The following is a 16,221-nucleotide window of genomic DNA, read 5'->3' as shown; positions in this document are numbered from 1 at the left end:
ATGTTCGTTGTATTCCGTTCAAAGGCTCGCGAAGTTTTTCATAGCGTAGTTCGCGCGCTCTCTGGGTGTGAAATGAGGGCGCTTGAGACGCTCAACAGCGCGCAGCCTGGGCAGCAAACCGCGGCCATTGGCCATCTGGATAGCCAAGCCTGGCCGTGCATTCAGTTCAAGAAGTTGTGGGCCATGCTGAGCATCCACTACAAGGTCAACGCCCATGTAGCCCAGCCCTGTTGCCTCGAAGCAGCGTGAAGCCATCTCCAGCATCTCATCCCAGGCTTCAATTTGGATGTTTTCCAGGGGTAAGCCGGTATCGGGGTGAAGTTTAATAGGGCGGTTGAATTGTACTGCATTCAGGCTTTTACCCGTGCTCAGATCCAGGCCAACACCTACCGCACCCTGGTGCAGGTTTGCTTTGCCATCAGAGTCGGTTGTTGCAAGGCGCAGCATAGCCATCACCGGGTAGCCCTGGAATACGATTATACGTATGTCAGGTACGCCCTGGTGTGAATAGCGAGCCAGCGATGGGGCAGATTCCACCAGGTCTTCAACAATAGCCACATCCGGAGTGCCAGCCAGTGAGTAAAGGCCGGCCAGAATGTTGGTCAGGTGCCGCTCAAGTACAGAAGCCCCCACTCGCGCACCGGATGCCTTTACAAAGCTATCTCCGTCCCGGCCAGTGATCACTGTAATGCCTTTGCCGCCAGATCCTTTGGCAGGTTTGATGGCGAAACCCGCAAGCCCTTCTGCCATTTCCCGAAAGCGAGAGATCTCGTGTTGTTGTTTTACAACCTGCAGCAGCTTTGGGGTTTTCACATCATACTCGGCAACGGCCAGCTTCGTTTTGAGCTTGTTGTCCACCAGCGGATATGATGAGCGCTCGTTATAACGGGCAATGTAGTCAACGTTGCGCCGGTTCATGTTAAGCATGCCCAAGCGATTCAGTGCGCGCGGAGAGATCCAGTCCATATCAGTCGTAGACCTTCATTGGAGTAAAGCGTCTGAGTTCGCTGAGCTTGTAGCCGGTATATTGGCCCATCAATAGAATCAGTCCCAAAATCGAAAAATGCAGCTCCGGGAAGTTGAATGTCAGATGGCCGGCCAGGGGCGCGCTCATCAGTAAGTAGGCGCAAATAGCAACAAACAGGCTGCCAGAACCTTGAACCAGAACCTCCTGGCCGCCTTCTTCTTCCCAGAGAATGGACATACGTTCGATAGTCCAGGCGATGATGACCATCGGGAAGAAGGTCACTGTCATGCCTGTGTTAAAGCCCATCTGATAACCGAAGATACTGAGGCCGGCAGTTATGAAGATAACAAGGATGATCAGGGCTGATATGCGTGATACCAGAAGCAAGTTCAAACTGGAGAGATAGCCGCGCATTGCCAGTCCAATGGCAACCACTGAAAGGAAAGCGACGAGGCCAGGGACCAGAGTGGTTTGAACGAAGGCAACTGCTATCAACACCGGCATGAAGGTGCCTGATGTGCGAATGCCGATAACAATACGCATAAATGCAACAACAAGCGCGCCGAGCGGCAGTAACAGAAGCATGCGGAACATGCTTTGTTCTTCAATAGGGAGTTCATAGAAACTCAGGAAGCCCAAGCCATTGCCGTCAGATTGCATGGCGGAAAGCTGGAGTGCCGGGATAGTTTGCCGAAGTATGGAGAAGCTGACTTCGGAGTTGTCACCACCCACAACGTCGAGCAAGGATTCTGAGCCCTGGCGCCAGAGTAACAGATCTTCGGGAATGCCTTGGGCAGCAGTTTTCGGGTTCAGAGTAAGCCATTTTTCGCCGTTATATATCTGCAGAAAAGGTGTTAGCTGTTGCCGGCGCCGAGCATCCTCAAGTTTCAGGCCATCGGCCGTGCGAGCAGGAATCCCCGAGTGGTTAAGCATGTCTACCAGTAGCTGCAGATAGTTATCTTCAGACACAAGAAGCGTTGTGTTCTGAACGCGGGTATCTGGCTGCATCAACCGGATCAGTTCGCGGGTCATACTTTCAGGTGTGCTTGAGCGAGCTTCTGCCTGGGCCAGAATTTCACGCACAGCTGTCGCCTGGGGTTCTTCCCAGAACAGTCGGCGGGTTTTTGGTGGTTGGGCGGGGGGAGTTTGCTCTGCGCCCGGGTCGGGTATGAACTGCGCCTTGAAGTACAAGGTTTGCGGGCCAGCAACTTCGCGCTTCGTCCACTCTGCACGCCGGCTACCCGCTTTATCAATAATCGAAAACCCGTAACCTGGCGAGGCAGCTTGCTCGGTCAGAATCCGGAATCCGGGCGGATGCTCAGGCACATTCAAGCTTGCTACGATTGGTTGATTTGATCCATTAAAGTCTACCCGGGCCTCAACCATCCAGACTGGGTGCTGTTCCCCGGTGAGCCAAGGAATTCCCAGTTCAACGTTGCGCCAAATGGCAAGTGAGATACCCGCAGTAATCAGCAGGAAGACAGCAATATAGAATGGCAGGCGGGAGGGGCTAGTCACGATTATTTCCCGTTGTCGTTATCTGTGCGAATGGAGTCAGGCAGTTCCGTTACGTACTCCTTGCCAACATCAATCAGCATGACATCCCGGAGAACGTTGCGGCCAATGAGTGCCTGGTACGTGAGGTTGCTCCGGTCTGAAAGCGTAAACTCTGCTACCTGTTGATGGTCACCAATGGAGAATTGTAGTTCTACTACTACGCGCCTTTCTGCGCCATCTGCACTGGCCTGAATTACTTTTACGCGCCGGGAAATCTCTTTCTCAAGGGTAACGAAATCTTTTGTGCCGGGAACTGGAACATCAAAACGCACCCAGTTGCTGCCGTCGCGTTCGAAACGGGTAATATTGCGAGCATCAATGGAGGACGTTTCAGCACCGCTATCAATGCGGGCTTTGTAGATCAGCCCGGGGCCGGCCAGATAAAAGTTCTCTACTTCGCCAACGATTACTTTCCCTTTAAGTCTGTCAGCCCGGCCTTTCGATCTATCGGTAGCGGGGCAGGCTTTCTGCGCAGGGATGGGGGGGCAAGAGGGCTTCGCAACTTGCGTTGCAATGGCATCCAGCACCTTTTGTGTTGCGACTTCGTTCTGTTCCAGAATCTTGTCGTGGCGAATCGTTGCGTTGTTTTCCATAGTGACCAGTGTCGCGCGCTGGGTCTGAACTGATGTGTTGAGATCGCCAAGATCGGATTTTGGCACCATGAAATACCTGTCTGCCGAGCAACCCGTCAGCAGAGCAGTGCCTGCTAAAACCACAACGGATAACGTCGATAGACCAGCTCGCAATTGTTTGGAACGCATTAAAAACCCCTGAGCCGGTTGCCGGTCACACCTGGAATAGAATGGGTGTAACAGTCATAAAAAAGATTAACGGAGAATATCCGGGGCAGGAGTATACAACAACCGACGTGTGTATTTGTTTTACAGTTGGTTAAGACGGATTCGCTATCTGCTCTGGCTGCTGCTTAGCGGAACAGAAAGTGGCTGGTGCCCAGAACCTCATCGGAACGTAAATATTCCTGAATCACCGGTGAGCAGTTGAGGTAAAAAAGAAGCAGCTCCTTTTGAATGTCCTGATCCTGAATCCGCGCGGCAAACACAATTAAATCGCGAATAGCATCGTCAGAGGCGGCATCCGACGTTTCGGGGCTCTTGCCATACCGGTTCTTGAGCAGGAGCGTGAGTCGTTCAAGGTGGAACTCGCCAGTGTGGGTAATGTGAGGCAGTAATCTGAAATCGCCTGAACCATAAAAATGAGGATCGCCTTCTCCGCACTCATTATAAGGGCTGTCGGTCTGTCGGAAATCAGCGCCCAGCTTTCGCCAGAGTTCTTTCAGCATGATAAAGGATCCAGTTTGGTTCGGTGTCGGCCCAATAAGCAGTTAACAAAGTGTAATCCGCCAGTTTTGGGCGACATATACTCTTTTAGTGGATATTACGGTGCGCGTCCATAGTCGGATTCGAGCGCATTACCAAATTGCCAAACAGTCGTGATGTACGCCGTGCATATGCCTCATGGCAAAGACTGCCGGCGAAAAGGTTATTGCGTTCCTATAGAATGTAGTGCGTGGGTAAGCTCACGTTAATCCGAACAAATACTGAACCAACCAGAGGAGCTTTACCTGTGCCCGAGGCCGTAAGTGAGTTTGCAGTATCCCGGCCAGAGATGTTGGTTGTATTGGTTACTCTGTTGTTTGCAACTCTGGTTGTTATTGTTGGGCTCATGGCAAAGGCAAGAGCGGAAAGCAAGGCGGCTGGCCTGCAATCTGATGTGGCGGCCCACAGCCGGAGAATTGAAGAGCTTTCAGAAGAACGCCAAAACCAGCAGTTGAAAATTGACTCCCTCCGGAGTGAGTTGGGTGAGACCCGAGCTTTACTGCGAGAGCAGCAGGTTGTGCTGAAAGAGGAGCGGCGGTCTGCTGCCGAGAAGCTTGCGTTGCTGGAACGCAATCGGGATGCGCTGAAACAGGAGTTTGAAAATCTTGCCAACCGGATTTTTGAGCAGAAGAGTGAGCGTTTCACTCAGCAAACCCGCACAAGTATTGATTCCCTGCTCAACCCGTTTCGGGATCAGTTGCAGGACTTTCGGAAGCGGGTAGAAGATGTCTACACCACCGAAACCCGGGATCGACAAGCGCTTCGCAGCGAAATTAAATCGCTTCAGGACCTTAATCGCCAGATTACTGAAGAAGCTGCCAACCTTACACGGGCGCTTAAGGGCGACAAAAAAATCCAGGGCAACTGGGGAGAGTTGATTCTGGAGCGGGTTCTGGAAAAGTCCGGGCTGCGTAAAGGTATTGAGTACGATACCCAAGGCAGTTACCGGGATGCAGAAAACCAGCTGCTCCGGCCGGATGTGGTGATACACCTTCCGGATAGCCGAAATCTGGTGATTGATTCCAAAGTTTCGTTAGTGGCTTATCAAACATGGACTACGGAAGAGGACGATAGCGCCCGGGAGGAGGCCCTTAAAGAACATGTGGCAGCCGTGCGCACCCATATTCGCACTCTGAGTGAAAAAGACTATAGCCAGTTAAGTGGCTTGCACTCGCCGGACTTTGTTTTCCTTTTTATGCCTATAGAACCGGCTTTTGTGGCAGCTTTTCAGCAGGACGAGAACCTTTTCTCAGAAGCCTTCGAGCGAAAGATTATTGTAGTAACACCTACAACGCTGTTGGCGACCTTGCGTACAGTTGAAAATATCTGGCGGTACGAACGCCAGAGCCAGAATGCCCGTTTGATAGCAGAGCGCGCGGGCGCTGTTTATGACAAACTCAGGGTGTTCGTAGAAGCCATGGAGCGCCTGGGCGGGCAACTGCATACTGCTCAGGTTACCTACGACTCGGCCATGAATACGCTCACCAGAGGCCGAGGTAACCTTGTTTCACAAGCCAACCGGTTTGTGGAACTTGGTGTGCGGGTGAAAAAAGAACTGCCGAAGGCTGTCATGGATCAGGCCGAGGTGGATTTTGAGCAGAACGTGCCCCGCGAAGAGCCGGGTTCGGAAAATCAGGCAATCGGTGCAGATAACGATCAGGAGTAAGTACCATGGCAGTACGTTTTGGGAACAGCCGTTTACCCGCCTTGGCATTAAAAGGCCGGCAGCTGGCCAAAGTGGCAATTATTGCTTCGGCCTTGCTGGCAGGGCAGGCTGCCGCACTGGCACCGGAGCATGAAACCCGTCGCTTGATGCTGGCGACTGAAGAAGCAGTGGCCGCAGAAAACTGGGCTGAGGCGAGTGAGTATCTTAATCGCTTGCAGCTGCTGGATGCAGAAAAGCCCGCCGATTACTTCTACTACCGTGGCAGGGTAATGCTTCAGTCTTCGCACCTCAATGAGGCGCAAGCCGCACTCGAGGGCTATGTCACCAAAGCCGGAGCTGACGGTAGTCATTACCAAAGCGCCTTGAAACTGATTACCGATATTGAGCGGGCGCGGAAAGAGAAAGCTCTTACCCCTCAGATTGAAGGTGAGGCTAAAGTTGCGGTGATTGAGCCGGCAGGAGATAAGCGCCTTGAGTCTCTGCGCAAATTGTATCTGGCCGATACGGACCGCGAAGCTCTGGTATTGCACCTCAATAGCCTTTTTGGGGTTGCTGGATGGCGGCAGGACCAGGCAATTGTTCGACTTGATCGGCCAGCGGATATTGAATATCGCCTGAGCGTTAGCGGTGATGCAATCGCCTATCAGGAAATCAGGCGCAATAGCTCTGGCGGCGCCACACGGATAGCTGGCCAGATTCCCGTGTATGGGGTAAACCCTCAGGTCGAGTGGCGGTGTGACACAGCTCTGGCGACCTGTTGGGTGTACGATCCACGAGATGGCTCCCGCTTGTTCCAGCTTTCACCGAATCGCAGCCAGGCAGAAGAGATTGCCCAGACTCTGGGGCGACTGATTCGCAACCTGCAGGCCCCCTCCGGCTCCTAGCTTTCGGTTTTGAGGTTACCCCGCTCGCCTTCACGATAGGCACCCGGGGTAACCCCTGTCCATTTCTTGAAAGCCCGGTGAAATGTTGAGGGCTCTGTGAACCCGACTTTTTCTGCAATATCGTTAATAGACAATTCCTGCCGGCTTAAATAGTAAATTGCCATATCCCTACGCAGTAAATCCTTGATCTCCTGAAACGATGTGTTTTCCTGCTTCAGTCTGCGACGCAATGTTTGCGGGCTGGTATGCAGTTCGCTGGCAATCCATTCGAAATCGGGCAGGGGCTTTGAAAAGTCCCGACCAATGAGCGCCCTGATTTTTCCGGTAAATGTATTGCTCTCATCTGGGCGAGATAACAGATCTGCTGGTGACGTTTTCAGGAACTGCAGGATTTCCGGTTTATCCCTGATCACCGGTGCCGACAGAAAACGTTTATCAAACGTAAGGGCGGTGGAGTCGGAATCAAACTCGAGGGGACAATGGAAAATATGACGGTATTCATCGCCATGAGCGGGCCGTGGGTAATTAAACTCGGCTTTTTCCAGCTCTACCGGTTGGCCTACCAGCCAGCTGCCCAATCGATGCCAGATAACCAGAATGCTCTCGCGCAGAAAATAGTCGGGGTCGTGAATCTCGCCTTCAATGCGGGACACCAGTCGCACTTTTTGACCACCGGTTTCCAGCTCCATTGTGGCCATGGGATCAAATAGCCGGGAAAACTGATACGCGCGGCGATAAACTGCCTCAAGCGTAGGGCAGTCGATAACCAGCGCACACATGGTAGCAAAGGTGCCGGCTCGGGCTCGCCGTGGCCCCATGCCCAGAAACTCATCATCCATGCGGTACCAGGCAATCTGTAGCAGCGAACTGAATTGATCGCTATTGACCCGAGCCATCTCAATGCGCAAAAGATCAGGTGATATGCCTGCATCCCGAAGCATTTTCCCGGTATCAAGCCCCAAACGCTCAGCGCCAGACAGGGCAGCCTGCACAAAGTGCCGTGAAACTGTCAGATCAGACATTAATTTCGCCATTCCATAAAAACCAGACCCATCATAAAACCCCCAAGCCACAATGCAACCGAAGCCATTGTAAGAATTGGCTAATTGTAATGGCGTAACCTGCGGTTGGCCCTTATGGCAAAACCGGGCAGCATGGGGAAAGCACGAACAACCTATCACAAACAAGGAGAACACTATGGCAGGTCCGTTGACCTCGATGAAAATTCTGGACTTCAGCACACTGCTGCCCGGGCCATACGCCACCATGCTTTTGGCAGACATGGGCGCAGAAGTGTTGAGAGTAGAAGCGCCAGACAGGGTAGACCTTACCCGAGTTATGCCGCCTCACGATGCGGGGGTAAGTACAGCTCATGCATTTCTTAATCGTGGCAAGCAATCGCTAGCGCTTAACCTGAAAAAAGAAGGCAGCAAAGAGAAGATTCTGGAACTGGTGAAGGATTACGACATAGTGATCGAACAGTTCCGCCCCGGCGTTATGGATCGGCTGGGCATTGGTTATGAAACCCTGAAAACCATCAACCCCAAGCTTATATACTGCGCCATCACCGGCTACGGCCAGACTGGCCCATATAAAGACCGGGCAGGGCACGACATAAATTACCTCTCCATAGCCGGCGTGAGCAGCCATTGCGGCCGTGAAGAAGACGGCCCCCCACCTATGGGTATCCAGATTGCCGACGTAGCTGGCGGCTCTCACCACGCGGTGATGGGCATACTGGCAGCGGTGATTCACCGCCAGCAAACTGGAGAAGGGCAGTTTGTTGACATTAGCATGACCGACGCCGCCTTCGCACTCAACGGCATGGCCGGTGCCGCTAACCTGGCTGGCGGCCAAGAGCAGAAGCCTGAAGGCGCCATGCTCAACGGTGGCTCTTTCTATGACTACTACAAAACGCAGGATGGCCGTTGGCTCTCCGTGGGAAGCCTGGAGCCACAGTTCTCCGCAAGACTGTGCGACATTCTGGAGCTGGCTGAAATGAAGAGCTTTGCCCTGAGCCAGAACCCGGATCACCAGAAAGCCTTCAAAGCTGCGCTCAGTGAAAAGATACAGCTGAAAACTCTGGAGCAGTGGCAGGCTATTTTTGCTGATGTGGATGCTTGTGTGGAGCCGGTTTTGACGATTGCCGAGGCGGCTGAGCACCCGCAGTTGAAGGCCAGGGATATGGTGATTGGGGTTGATCGAGGCGATGGCACACTGCAGAAGCAGATTGGGTTTCCGATTAAGTTTGAGAAGACGGGGTGTGAAGCTTCTTTTATTGGGCAAGTGTTGGGGGCTAGCAACGATACTGTAGGTTAAGGTTAAAACTAAAAGCCCAGACAAAAAAACCTCGCCATGTAGGCGAGGATTTTTTGTCTGGGCTATAGCCTTGAAAATCCAAGGCTATAGCCTGACCCCAGTAAAGCTACTTATTGGGGTTGGCTGGCCATAATCAGTTCGTCGGGTCTCCATTTACAACGACAGGTGCTGCGAGAGCGAACTCAATAGCTCCACCGTCAGAGTTAAAGAACGAGATGATATTCCTAGCCATGTCGGCGAATACAGCCTCTTGTATCCCGGCTTCGGGTTTGATGACTGTGTTGTGGGAGCCTGCACTGAAGCGGACAGCAGCGTTGCCCGTCACTGGGCCGTCTGCGCTATAGGCGGTTGCTTCTAGCAAATCAAGTAAAGGCTCTGTACCTGCGAGAGGAGCCGGCAGAGCTTGTCCCAGTGGACCAGTGTAACTCCCCGCATAGAGCTCATCTGCTGCAACTGGAACCGTTTGATCCTGAGTTGCGGGGTCAGAGCCATCACCATAAATCTCGTTGGCATACACCGGTGTTCCCTGCGATGCGAGATTTTGCGCAAAGTTGATTGAGTCTGCGGAGTCCAGGGTTGTTTGCGCAATGGTCAAATAAAGCTCAAGGTTTGATTTGCCTTGTGCCACACCCTTTTTCGCTAGGCCGCCTAAAACCGTTGGTCCAATATTAGGCGAGTTCTCCAGAAGCCGTGCTATACCGCCCCCTGATGTTACGAGAGCTGCAGCTTTGACGGGATTCAGTTCAGTGTTGGAGTCGCTAGCTGCGGCTTTGTTGTTGGTCGCAACGAACGTAGTGCCGACTATTCCACCCAGAGAGTGCCCAACAAAGTAAACCTTTGAAGGATCAAGATCTGGAGTGCCATCGCCATCGAAGTCGATTGTTGCGATCGATGCGTTAAGGTTCATCAGGTCAACAACAGCCTGTCGAGCGGCATCACGCGGTAGAGGTAGAACCGCCAGGTTCAGGAAGTTTGCTCCTGAGGTACCGTTGGCACTGGCTCCATAATTAATGGGGATTATTTTGCCTGTTGCATTTGTCGCATATCCGAAGTGGCGCTCCTTAAGGTCGGCAAACGTCGGATGCGCTTTGAAAGCGGGCTCATTGTTCGGCGTGCCAGCATCGTAATCAACACTCAATCCTAGGAATGGGTTTGCAGACTGATCACTGGCTAATAGCGGTGCTACTCCATGCAATGGCAGATCTATTGCTAACGTCGCATAACCGGCGCCGGCAAGCTGGTTTCCAAGCGTGAGCGAATGGCCACGTTCGCCAAAAATGCCGTGTTGGTAGATGACAACTGGTAATCCGCTAGCGCCAGTTGAGCCGGCACTGCCAGCGCCTGCTGGGGTCTGTAGCAGCACGGGAGCCTGTACGTCAGTGCCGCCAGTTTCGCCACCAGGGAAGGGGAATCTGTAAGTTACTTTGTCAGTCGGTGGTGTAACACCTCCGGGAATTGTCTCGTTAGCCTGCCAAGCAGTTGTCAGAGCAGAGGGTGCATCGATGTCTGAAGAGGGTACCTGAAGGTAGTAGGGAAGTTCAATTTGACCCAAGTGGATGTCAGCATTTATGGGGAGGCCAAAAGCTGCTGCTGGCTTGGCGTTACCGCCAGCTGTATAGAATGCTGTGTCTCGTTTTTTGGGCTGCGGGAGCGCGGCCTCCAAGATTGCTTCGGTGCCTCCGGCAGTTTGGGCAAACGTTACGCTATTACCACAGTCGTAGCCCCCAACCTGAGCGTTGGTAATGCTACCTTGACCGATTAATTCGCTCACTGTAGCTACTACTGTTTGCGCTTTAGCCTTCAGGGCGTTTTCGGGAAGCTGTCCGAAGCTAGTTATGTCTGAATCATAACCAGGAGCGCCGGGAGTCAGTTCTGGGATAAAGGAAGGCGTGTTTGGGGTCGTGACGGCCCCAATCAATGCAGTGTTCAAGCAGAGATTTTCAGGCGAAACCTGATTGCTGGGGTAACCACCACCCACTTCCATCGCAGAAAGCGTTAGCTGGCCTGTGACCAATTTATATATGGCGTCTTGTTTGGCTGCGGTTATTAGGCTTTTCTCAAAAAACGAAGCCGGGTTTGCAATGCTGTCCAGAACGGCGCTGGTGCCGCCAGTGGTTGCAGTGTAGGCCAGAGCCACGTTGGTACGATCAATGACAGGCAGACCCTGAACTTGGCGAGCTTGGTTGGTGGCGGCATTAAAGTATGCTTCAGCCAATGATTGCCAACCTAATGCTGCATCTCGAACCGGGGCAAGAGCACCAGGGTTCCCAAGAACGGCTTCTTTGTCAGCAACGGTTGCGAAAAGGGGATCTTTGATGATTTTTTCATCATTTAGATCTGTAATGCTGTCCGTCACGACTACTAAATAGCGTGTTTGCGGCTTGAGAGGTTTTAGCGGTGTAATACGTAGAAAGTTTGCAGTGCCGCCATCAAGGCCTATAACCTCAGCCCGGAAATCAACAGGCGTAGCCCCCGCTGCAATCGCTGGAATTGGAATTTCTACGCTTTTGGTTTGCGGTAGCTTAGTAGACGGATTGATTCTGGCTTCACCTTTAACTGGAGTCAGCTCGTCACTGCTAATGCCATCAGCGTAATCTGCAGGTTCTAAACCATCTTTGACATACAGGGTTGTCGAACTAACAGCATCACCACCTGGATAGGCCAGTTCGAGTAAAAATACGTTTTGCTCTGCATTAGGCACCCCGGGAGCAACAAACTGAGTGTCCTTCACAGACGATTCTTTAATTGAGCCTTCAAAAGGAATGTCGATTGGTGCGACTGTTGAAATGCCGTCCAAAAAGCCAAGCGCATACGTTCCAGGGTTAAAGTCGGGGGCAGTAATGTCAGTGACTTTGCTGTCACCGAAAGTGCCATCCGCTACGGTTGGGTTGTCTTCTGCATTGCTCGTTGGCTGAAACAGCAAGTCACTTGGAATTGGTAATACTTTGGTAACTGGGTTGAACTTTGGCCAGGTTTTACCATCGATGGCCGGATTAGAAATTTTATAATCCGGATTAGCATTCGCCCCTTCGTCACCGCCGCTGAGGCAGCCTGTTAGCCCAAGGGAAGACGCCACGGCAAGACTTATTAGAGTTTTCTTGAACATGGGTGGAACCTTTTCCTGTTGTTGTATCGTTATGTTCGGCAACTAACGGGGCCGGTCTGAAGCGGTAAACCCGATGTCAGTGGCCTGTTCTGCATAAACGGTTGTCTGAAATTGTAGCCAGCGCTTTAAGCCAATTTCTATATCTATGACTATAGCGACACTAAAGCGCGTGTTGATCAGCCAAAAGTGTGATTCTTGCTGTTTGGATCCTCCTCGCACAAAGGGGAACTTGGCCTTTATGAAAAATAGATGGCTGTACGACGTTTGTCGAGCCCAAGCTGACGATATCCGGGGGTTTTTACAAAATGTGGCAAATGCCCGCCAGAGCAAGACAACTGGCGGGCGAGAGGATTATTTAAAACGTGAGAAATCCGGTTTGCGCTTTTGCATGAAGGCTCCGAAGGCTTCTGCAGCTTCTGGTGATTTCAGGCGAGCTGAAAACAGTTCACCTTCGGCCAGCATGGTTGCCTCAAGTTCCTGTTGGATGGGCTTGTTGAGAAGCATTTTCGTTGCCCGAATGGCAGCTGGTGCCTGGTTTACGAGCTTTTCACAAGTTTCCAGCGCGGCTTTCTCGGTGTCGGAGGGATCGCACACTCTATTAATCAGTCCCAGCCGATAGGCGTCTTCCGCGGTGAAGGCTCCGCCCAGCATCAATAGCTCGGCTGCCCGTACCCGGCCGACCCAGGAAGGAAGTAAAAGGCTTGAGCCACCCTCAGGGCACAGGCCCAGGTTTGCAAAGGGCATCTGGAAGCGAGCGTTAGTGCCTGCGAAGACGAAATCGCAATGCAAAAGCATAGTTGTGCCAATGCCTACGGCTGGGCCATTTACAGATGCCACGACTGGCTTTGTCGCTTTGGCCAGCAACATCAGGAAGCGGCCTACAGGCGTTTCTCTGAAGCTGCCTTTCAATCCGCTGGCGAAATCACTGAGGTCGTTGCCGGCGGTAAAACAGTCTTCACTGCCAGTAAATAGTACGCAGCGAATGCCGTCATCGGATTCGGCTTGCTCAAGCGCATCGCCCAGTGTCGTGTACATGGCGTGAGTAAGAGCGTTTTTGCGCTCCGGGCGGTTAATGCGAACAGTCAAAATCTTGTTGTTGATTTCGGATTGAACAAAGTCTGTCACTGTCTCTCCTGGGGTGCTTCCTGAAGTGGTTTTTGTCATTTGGTTAGGATGATACCTTTTTTCAGGTGATTGTTAAGATAAAAGCTTTGCCTTTTGCCCAATCCCTCGCGCTCGCGAATTTCTGGTAAACTATGCCTCCTGTTTTTTGACGATCCGATCATAACGATACCAACCTGATGAGGCGCCTATGACCACCGTAATCCGCCAGGATGACCTGATTGAAAGCGTAGCGGACGCGCTGCAGTTCATTTCTTACTATCACCCGAAAGATTTTATTGACGCGGTGCATGAGGCTTACCAGAAGGAAGAGTCCCAGGCGGCCAAGGATGCCATGGCGCAAATTCTGATTAACTCGCGCATGTGTGCTCAGGGGCATCGCCCGCTGTGCCAGGACACAGGCATTGTGACCGTGTTCGTCAATATCGGCATGAATGTTCAGTGGGACTGCGAGATGCCACTGGACGATGTAATCAACGAAGGCGTGCGCCGCGCCTATGCCAATCCGGACAACGTACTGCGGGCATCGATTCTTGCAGACCCGGATGGCAAGCGTCAGAACACTGGCGACAACACGCCTGCAATCATTCACTACAAAATGGTTCCCGGCGACACGGTTGAAGTTCATGTGGCAGCCAAGGGCGGTGGCTCTGAAGCCAAGTCGAAGTTCGCCATGCTGAATCCGTCCGACTCGGTAGTGGATTGGGTTCTGAAAATGGTGCCTCAAATGGGTGCTGGCTGGTGCCCACCTGGTATGCTGGGTATTGGTATTGGTGGTACGGCTGAGAAGGCCATGCAGCTGGCAAAGGAATCCCTGCTGGACCCAATCGATATCCACGATCTGCAGGCACGTGGTGCCTCCAATCGCGCTGAAGAACTGCGCCTCGAGCTGTTCGATAAGGTGAACGACCTTGGTATCGGTGCTCAAGGCCTGGGTGGCCTGACGACTGTGCTGGATGTGAAGGTAAAAGATTACCCGACTCACGCAGCAAACAAACCGGTTGCGATTATTCCGAACTGCGCGGCGACTCGACACGCGCACTTTACTCTGGATGGCACCGGCCCCTCTTTGCAAACACCTCCGAGCCTGGAAGACTGGCCGGAAATCACTTGGGAAGTGGGTGAGGGCGTGCGCCGGGTGAACCTGAACACCATTACACCGGAAGAAGTAAAAGAGTGGCAGCCGGGTGAAACCGTTTTGTTGTCTGGCAAGATGCTGACCGGTCGCGACGCAGCCCACAAGAAGATGGTGGATATGATCAACGCTGGCGAAGAATTGCCGGTGGATCTGAAAGGCCGCTTCATCTATTACGTGGGCCCGGTTGATCCTGTACGTGAAGAAGTGGTTGGTCCTGCAGGCCCCACTACTGCAACCCGTATGGATAAGTTTACTCATACCATGCTGGAGAAGACTGGCCTCACCGGCATGATTGGTAAGGCTGAGCGTGGTCAGGTAGCTATCGATGCCATCAAGGAATTCGGCGCGGTGTACCTGATGGCTGTGGGTGGCTCTGCTTACCTGGTCTCCAAGGCCATCAAGCATGCCGAAGTGGTCGCCTTCCCGGAACTGGGTATGGAGGCTATTTACGAGTTTGACGTGGAAGACATGCCGGTAACTGTGGCGGTGGATTCCAAGGGTACGTCGGTTCATCAGACTGGCCCGGTGGAATGGCAAGGGAAGATTATTGCTGCGAAAACCGTCTGACGTTAGCTGAGTTATAAAGCCGAGGGTCAGGTTTCACTATCTGGCCCTCGGTTCTCCCTTCCTGATTTCTCCGCCGTTAACTCGAACAGCTGATGTTCATGTGTTTGCCCCAGTCCGGTGGCAGCGCAGCGTATTTTTCATAACCCGGTTGCTCGTCGAAGGGCTTTTCCAGAACCTTGAGTAATTCCTTCATGGGTTCAAAATCGCCATTTTGAGCTTCCAAAATCACTTTCTGCGCGAGGTAGTTCCGCAAAATGTATTTTGGGTTCACCCTGCGCATCTCATATTCCCGCTCATCCCGGGCGCGGGTTTCTTTCTCAAGCCGTTCCGCATAACGTGCGAGCCATTCATCAGCTACTTGGCGATCCACAAACAAATCCCGCAAGGGCGCATGACCGTGGTCATACAGGTTTGAGAGAGCGCGAAAGAAGGTTGTGTAGTCGGCATGGTGTTCGTTGAGCATGCTGAAGGTGTCCATTACCAGGCTGAGATCGCCTTCGTCTTCCTGGGCCAGGCCGAGCTTTTCCCGCATGTTCTGTAAGAAGCGCCCGTTGTACGCGGCTTCATACCGCTGTAGCCCTTTTCGGATGGTATCTTCGTCCATCACCGGTAGCAGCGCATTGGCAAGATACTGGCAGTTGGCAAAGCCGACTTGTGGCTGGCGGTTATAGGCATATCGACCGCCCTGGTCAGTGTGATTGCTGATGTAACCGGCATCAAAATCGTCCAGAAACGCGAAAGGCCCGTAATCGAAGGTGTCGCCGATGATGGACATGTTGTCGCTGTTCATCACGCCATGGCAGAAGCCTACGGCTTGCCAGTCTGCGATCAGTCTTGCAGTACGCCCCACCACTTCTTCAAACCAGCGTGCATGGCGTTCTTCCTCGGGTAGTTGAATCAGGTGTGGGAAGTGCAGTGATATAACGTGTTCCAGCAGGGTTTTTATCGCTTCCGGGCCTTCATGGTGCGCTGCAAACTCGAAGTGGCCAAACCGGATGTGGCTCTGGGCGACTCGCACCAGTGCAGCAGCAGTTTCGATGGATTCTCTGCGTATCGGATCCCGGGCGCTGACCATAAACAGGGCACGGGTCGTTGGAATACCAAGCCCATGCATGGCTTCGCTACACAAGTATTCGCGAATGGTAGAACGCAGAACTGCGCGGCCATCGCCAAAGCGGGAGTAGGGGGTCGTCCCCGCGCCTTTAAGGTGCCAATCCCATCGGCGGTCATCGGGGCCTATGGTCTCCCACAACAGCAGCCCGCGGCCATCACCTAAATCCGGGTTGTACATACCAAACTGGTGGCCGGTATATTTCATGGCAACCGGGTCCATGCCTTCAAGCAGCTCTGCACCGCCCCCGATTTTTGCCCAGTCGGCTTCGTTGGTAGCGTGGAAGCCCATTTCCTGCGCCAGCTTGTGGTTGAAACACGCCATTTTGGCGTCTTTTAACGGAGTGGGCTGAACGCGGGTGTAGAAGCTGTCTGGGAGTTCCAGGTAACGGTGCTCTACACGAAAACCATTGCTGCTCATATAAGGCCTATACTCCAAATCGATAAG

General features: G+C 52.8%; 12 protein-coding genes. 4 read left to right on the top strand and 8 right to left on the bottom strand.

Going from position 1 to position 16,221, the window contains the following annotated elements:
* Positions 1–18: 18 nt before the first annotated feature.
* The 4 genes from RKA07_RS15885 to RKA07_RS15870 form a co-directional block, all read right to left on the bottom strand.
* On the bottom strand, positions 19–966 hold the full coding sequence (locus RKA07_RS15885; protein ID WP_310966791.1) for an alpha-L-glutamate ligase-like protein: 948 nt from the start codon (positions 964–966) through the stop codon (positions 19–21).
* Between the two features lies 1 nt (position 967).
* Complete coding sequence (locus RKA07_RS15880; RefSeq protein ID WP_310966790.1) at positions 968–2,485, bottom strand: inactive transglutaminase family protein; 1,518 nt, start codon at positions 2,483–2,485, stop codon at positions 968–970.
* A 2-nt stretch (positions 2,486–2,487) separates the two neighbouring features.
* On the bottom strand, positions 2,488–3,285 hold the full coding sequence (locus RKA07_RS15875) for an ATP-dependent zinc protease family protein (RefSeq protein ID WP_227715343.1): 798 nt from the start codon (positions 3,283–3,285) through the stop codon (positions 2,488–2,490).
* A gap of 164 nt (positions 3,286–3,449) precedes the next feature.
* Positions 3,450–3,824: a hypothetical protein gene (locus tag RKA07_RS15870; protein WP_200203797.1), complete on the bottom strand. Its 375-nt coding sequence runs from the start codon at positions 3,822–3,824 to the stop codon at positions 3,450–3,452.
* A 284-nt stretch (positions 3,825–4,108) separates the two neighbouring features.
* Between RKA07_RS15870 and RKA07_RS15865 the strand changes: the two genes are divergently transcribed.
* A complete protein-coding gene (locus tag RKA07_RS15865) occupies positions 4,109–5,527 on the top strand; it encodes a DNA recombination protein RmuC (protein ID WP_310966789.1) in 1,419 nt (472 codons plus the stop codon).
* 5 nt (positions 5,528–5,532) lie between these two features.
* Positions 5,533–6,411: a hypothetical protein gene (locus RKA07_RS15860; protein ID WP_227714791.1), complete on the top strand. Its 879-nt coding sequence runs from the start codon at positions 5,533–5,535 to the stop codon at positions 6,409–6,411.
* Here RKA07_RS15860 and RKA07_RS15855 read toward each other — a convergent pair.
* The gene (locus RKA07_RS15855) at positions 6,408–7,433 is read right to left on the bottom strand and encodes an AraC family transcriptional regulator (protein WP_310966788.1); all 1,026 of its coding nucleotides are present in this window, start codon (positions 7,431–7,433) and stop codon (positions 6,408–6,410) included. The genes RKA07_RS15860 and RKA07_RS15855 overlap by 4 nt on opposite strands.
* Before the next feature lie 175 nt (positions 7,434–7,608).
* Here RKA07_RS15855 and RKA07_RS15850 point away from each other — a divergent pair, with 175 nt between their 5' ends.
* On the top strand, positions 7,609–8,730 hold the full coding sequence (locus RKA07_RS15850; RefSeq protein ID WP_310966787.1) for a CaiB/BaiF CoA transferase family protein: 1,122 nt from the start codon (positions 7,609–7,611) through the stop codon (positions 8,728–8,730).
* 133 nt (positions 8,731–8,863) lie between these two features.
* On the opposite strand, the gene RKA07_RS15845 is transcribed toward RKA07_RS15850, so the two are convergent.
* Together RKA07_RS15845 and RKA07_RS15840 are read right to left on the bottom strand one after the other, a co-directional pair.
* Positions 8,864–11,878: a hypothetical protein gene (locus RKA07_RS15845; RefSeq protein ID WP_310966786.1), complete on the bottom strand. Its 3,015-nt coding sequence runs from the start codon at positions 11,876–11,878 to the stop codon at positions 8,864–8,866.
* Positions 11,879–12,187: 309 nt separating this feature from the next.
* Positions 12,188–12,961: an enoyl-CoA hydratase gene (locus RKA07_RS15840; protein ID WP_200203815.1), complete on the bottom strand. Its 774-nt coding sequence runs from the start codon at positions 12,959–12,961 to the stop codon at positions 12,188–12,190.
* A gap of 187 nt (positions 12,962–13,148) precedes the next feature.
* Between RKA07_RS15840 and RKA07_RS15835 the strand changes: the two genes are divergently transcribed.
* On the top strand, positions 13,149–14,663 hold the full coding sequence (locus RKA07_RS15835) for a fumarate hydratase (RefSeq protein ID WP_310966785.1): 1,515 nt from the start codon (positions 13,149–13,151) through the stop codon (positions 14,661–14,663).
* A 76-nt stretch (positions 14,664–14,739) separates the two neighbouring features.
* Here RKA07_RS15835 and RKA07_RS15830 read toward each other — a convergent pair whose 3' ends face one another.
* Positions 14,740–16,194, bottom strand: a complete 1,455-nt coding sequence (locus RKA07_RS15830) for a protein adenylyltransferase SelO (protein ID WP_310966784.1) — start codon at positions 16,192–16,194, stop codon at positions 14,740–14,742.
* Between the last annotated feature and the right edge of the window lie 27 nt (positions 16,195–16,221).

Source organism: Marinobacter xiaoshiensis, assembly GCF_031631795.1.
GTDB classification, from domain to species: domain Bacteria; phylum Pseudomonadota; class Gammaproteobacteria; order Pseudomonadales; family Oleiphilaceae; genus Marinobacter; species Marinobacter xiaoshiensis.
This window is presented reverse-complemented; position numbering and strand designations above follow the sequence as displayed.

Excerpts from the sequence above, each read along its gene's own strand:
- RKA07_RS15885 (WP_310966791.1), bottom strand. The coding sequence starts at position 966 with ATGGACTGGATCTCTCCGCGCGCACTGAATCGCTTGGGCATGCTTAAC.
- RKA07_RS15875 (WP_227715343.1), bottom strand. The coding sequence starts at position 3,285 with ATGCGTTCCAAACAATTGCGAGCTGGTCTATCGACGTTATCCGTTGTG.
- RKA07_RS15870 (WP_200203797.1), bottom strand. The coding sequence starts at position 3,824 with ATGCTGAAAGAACTCTGGCGAAAGCTGGGCGCTGATTTCCGACAGACC.
- RKA07_RS15860 (WP_227714791.1), top strand. The coding sequence starts at position 5,533 with ATGGCAGTACGTTTTGGGAACAGCCGTTTACCCGCCTTGGCATTAAAA.
- RKA07_RS15855 (WP_310966788.1), bottom strand. The coding sequence starts at position 7,433 with ATGTCTGATCTGACAGTTTCACGGCACTTTGTGCAGGCTGCCCTGTCT.
- RKA07_RS15850 (WP_310966787.1), top strand. The coding sequence starts at position 7,609 with ATGGCAGGTCCGTTGACCTCGATGAAAATTCTGGACTTCAGCACACTG.
- RKA07_RS15835 (WP_310966785.1), top strand. The coding sequence starts at position 13,149 with ATGACCACCGTAATCCGCCAGGATGACCTGATTGAAAGCGTAGCGGAC.
- RKA07_RS15830 (WP_310966784.1), bottom strand. The coding sequence starts at position 16,194 with ATGAGCAGCAATGGTTTTCGTGTAGAGCACCGTTACCTGGAACTCCCA.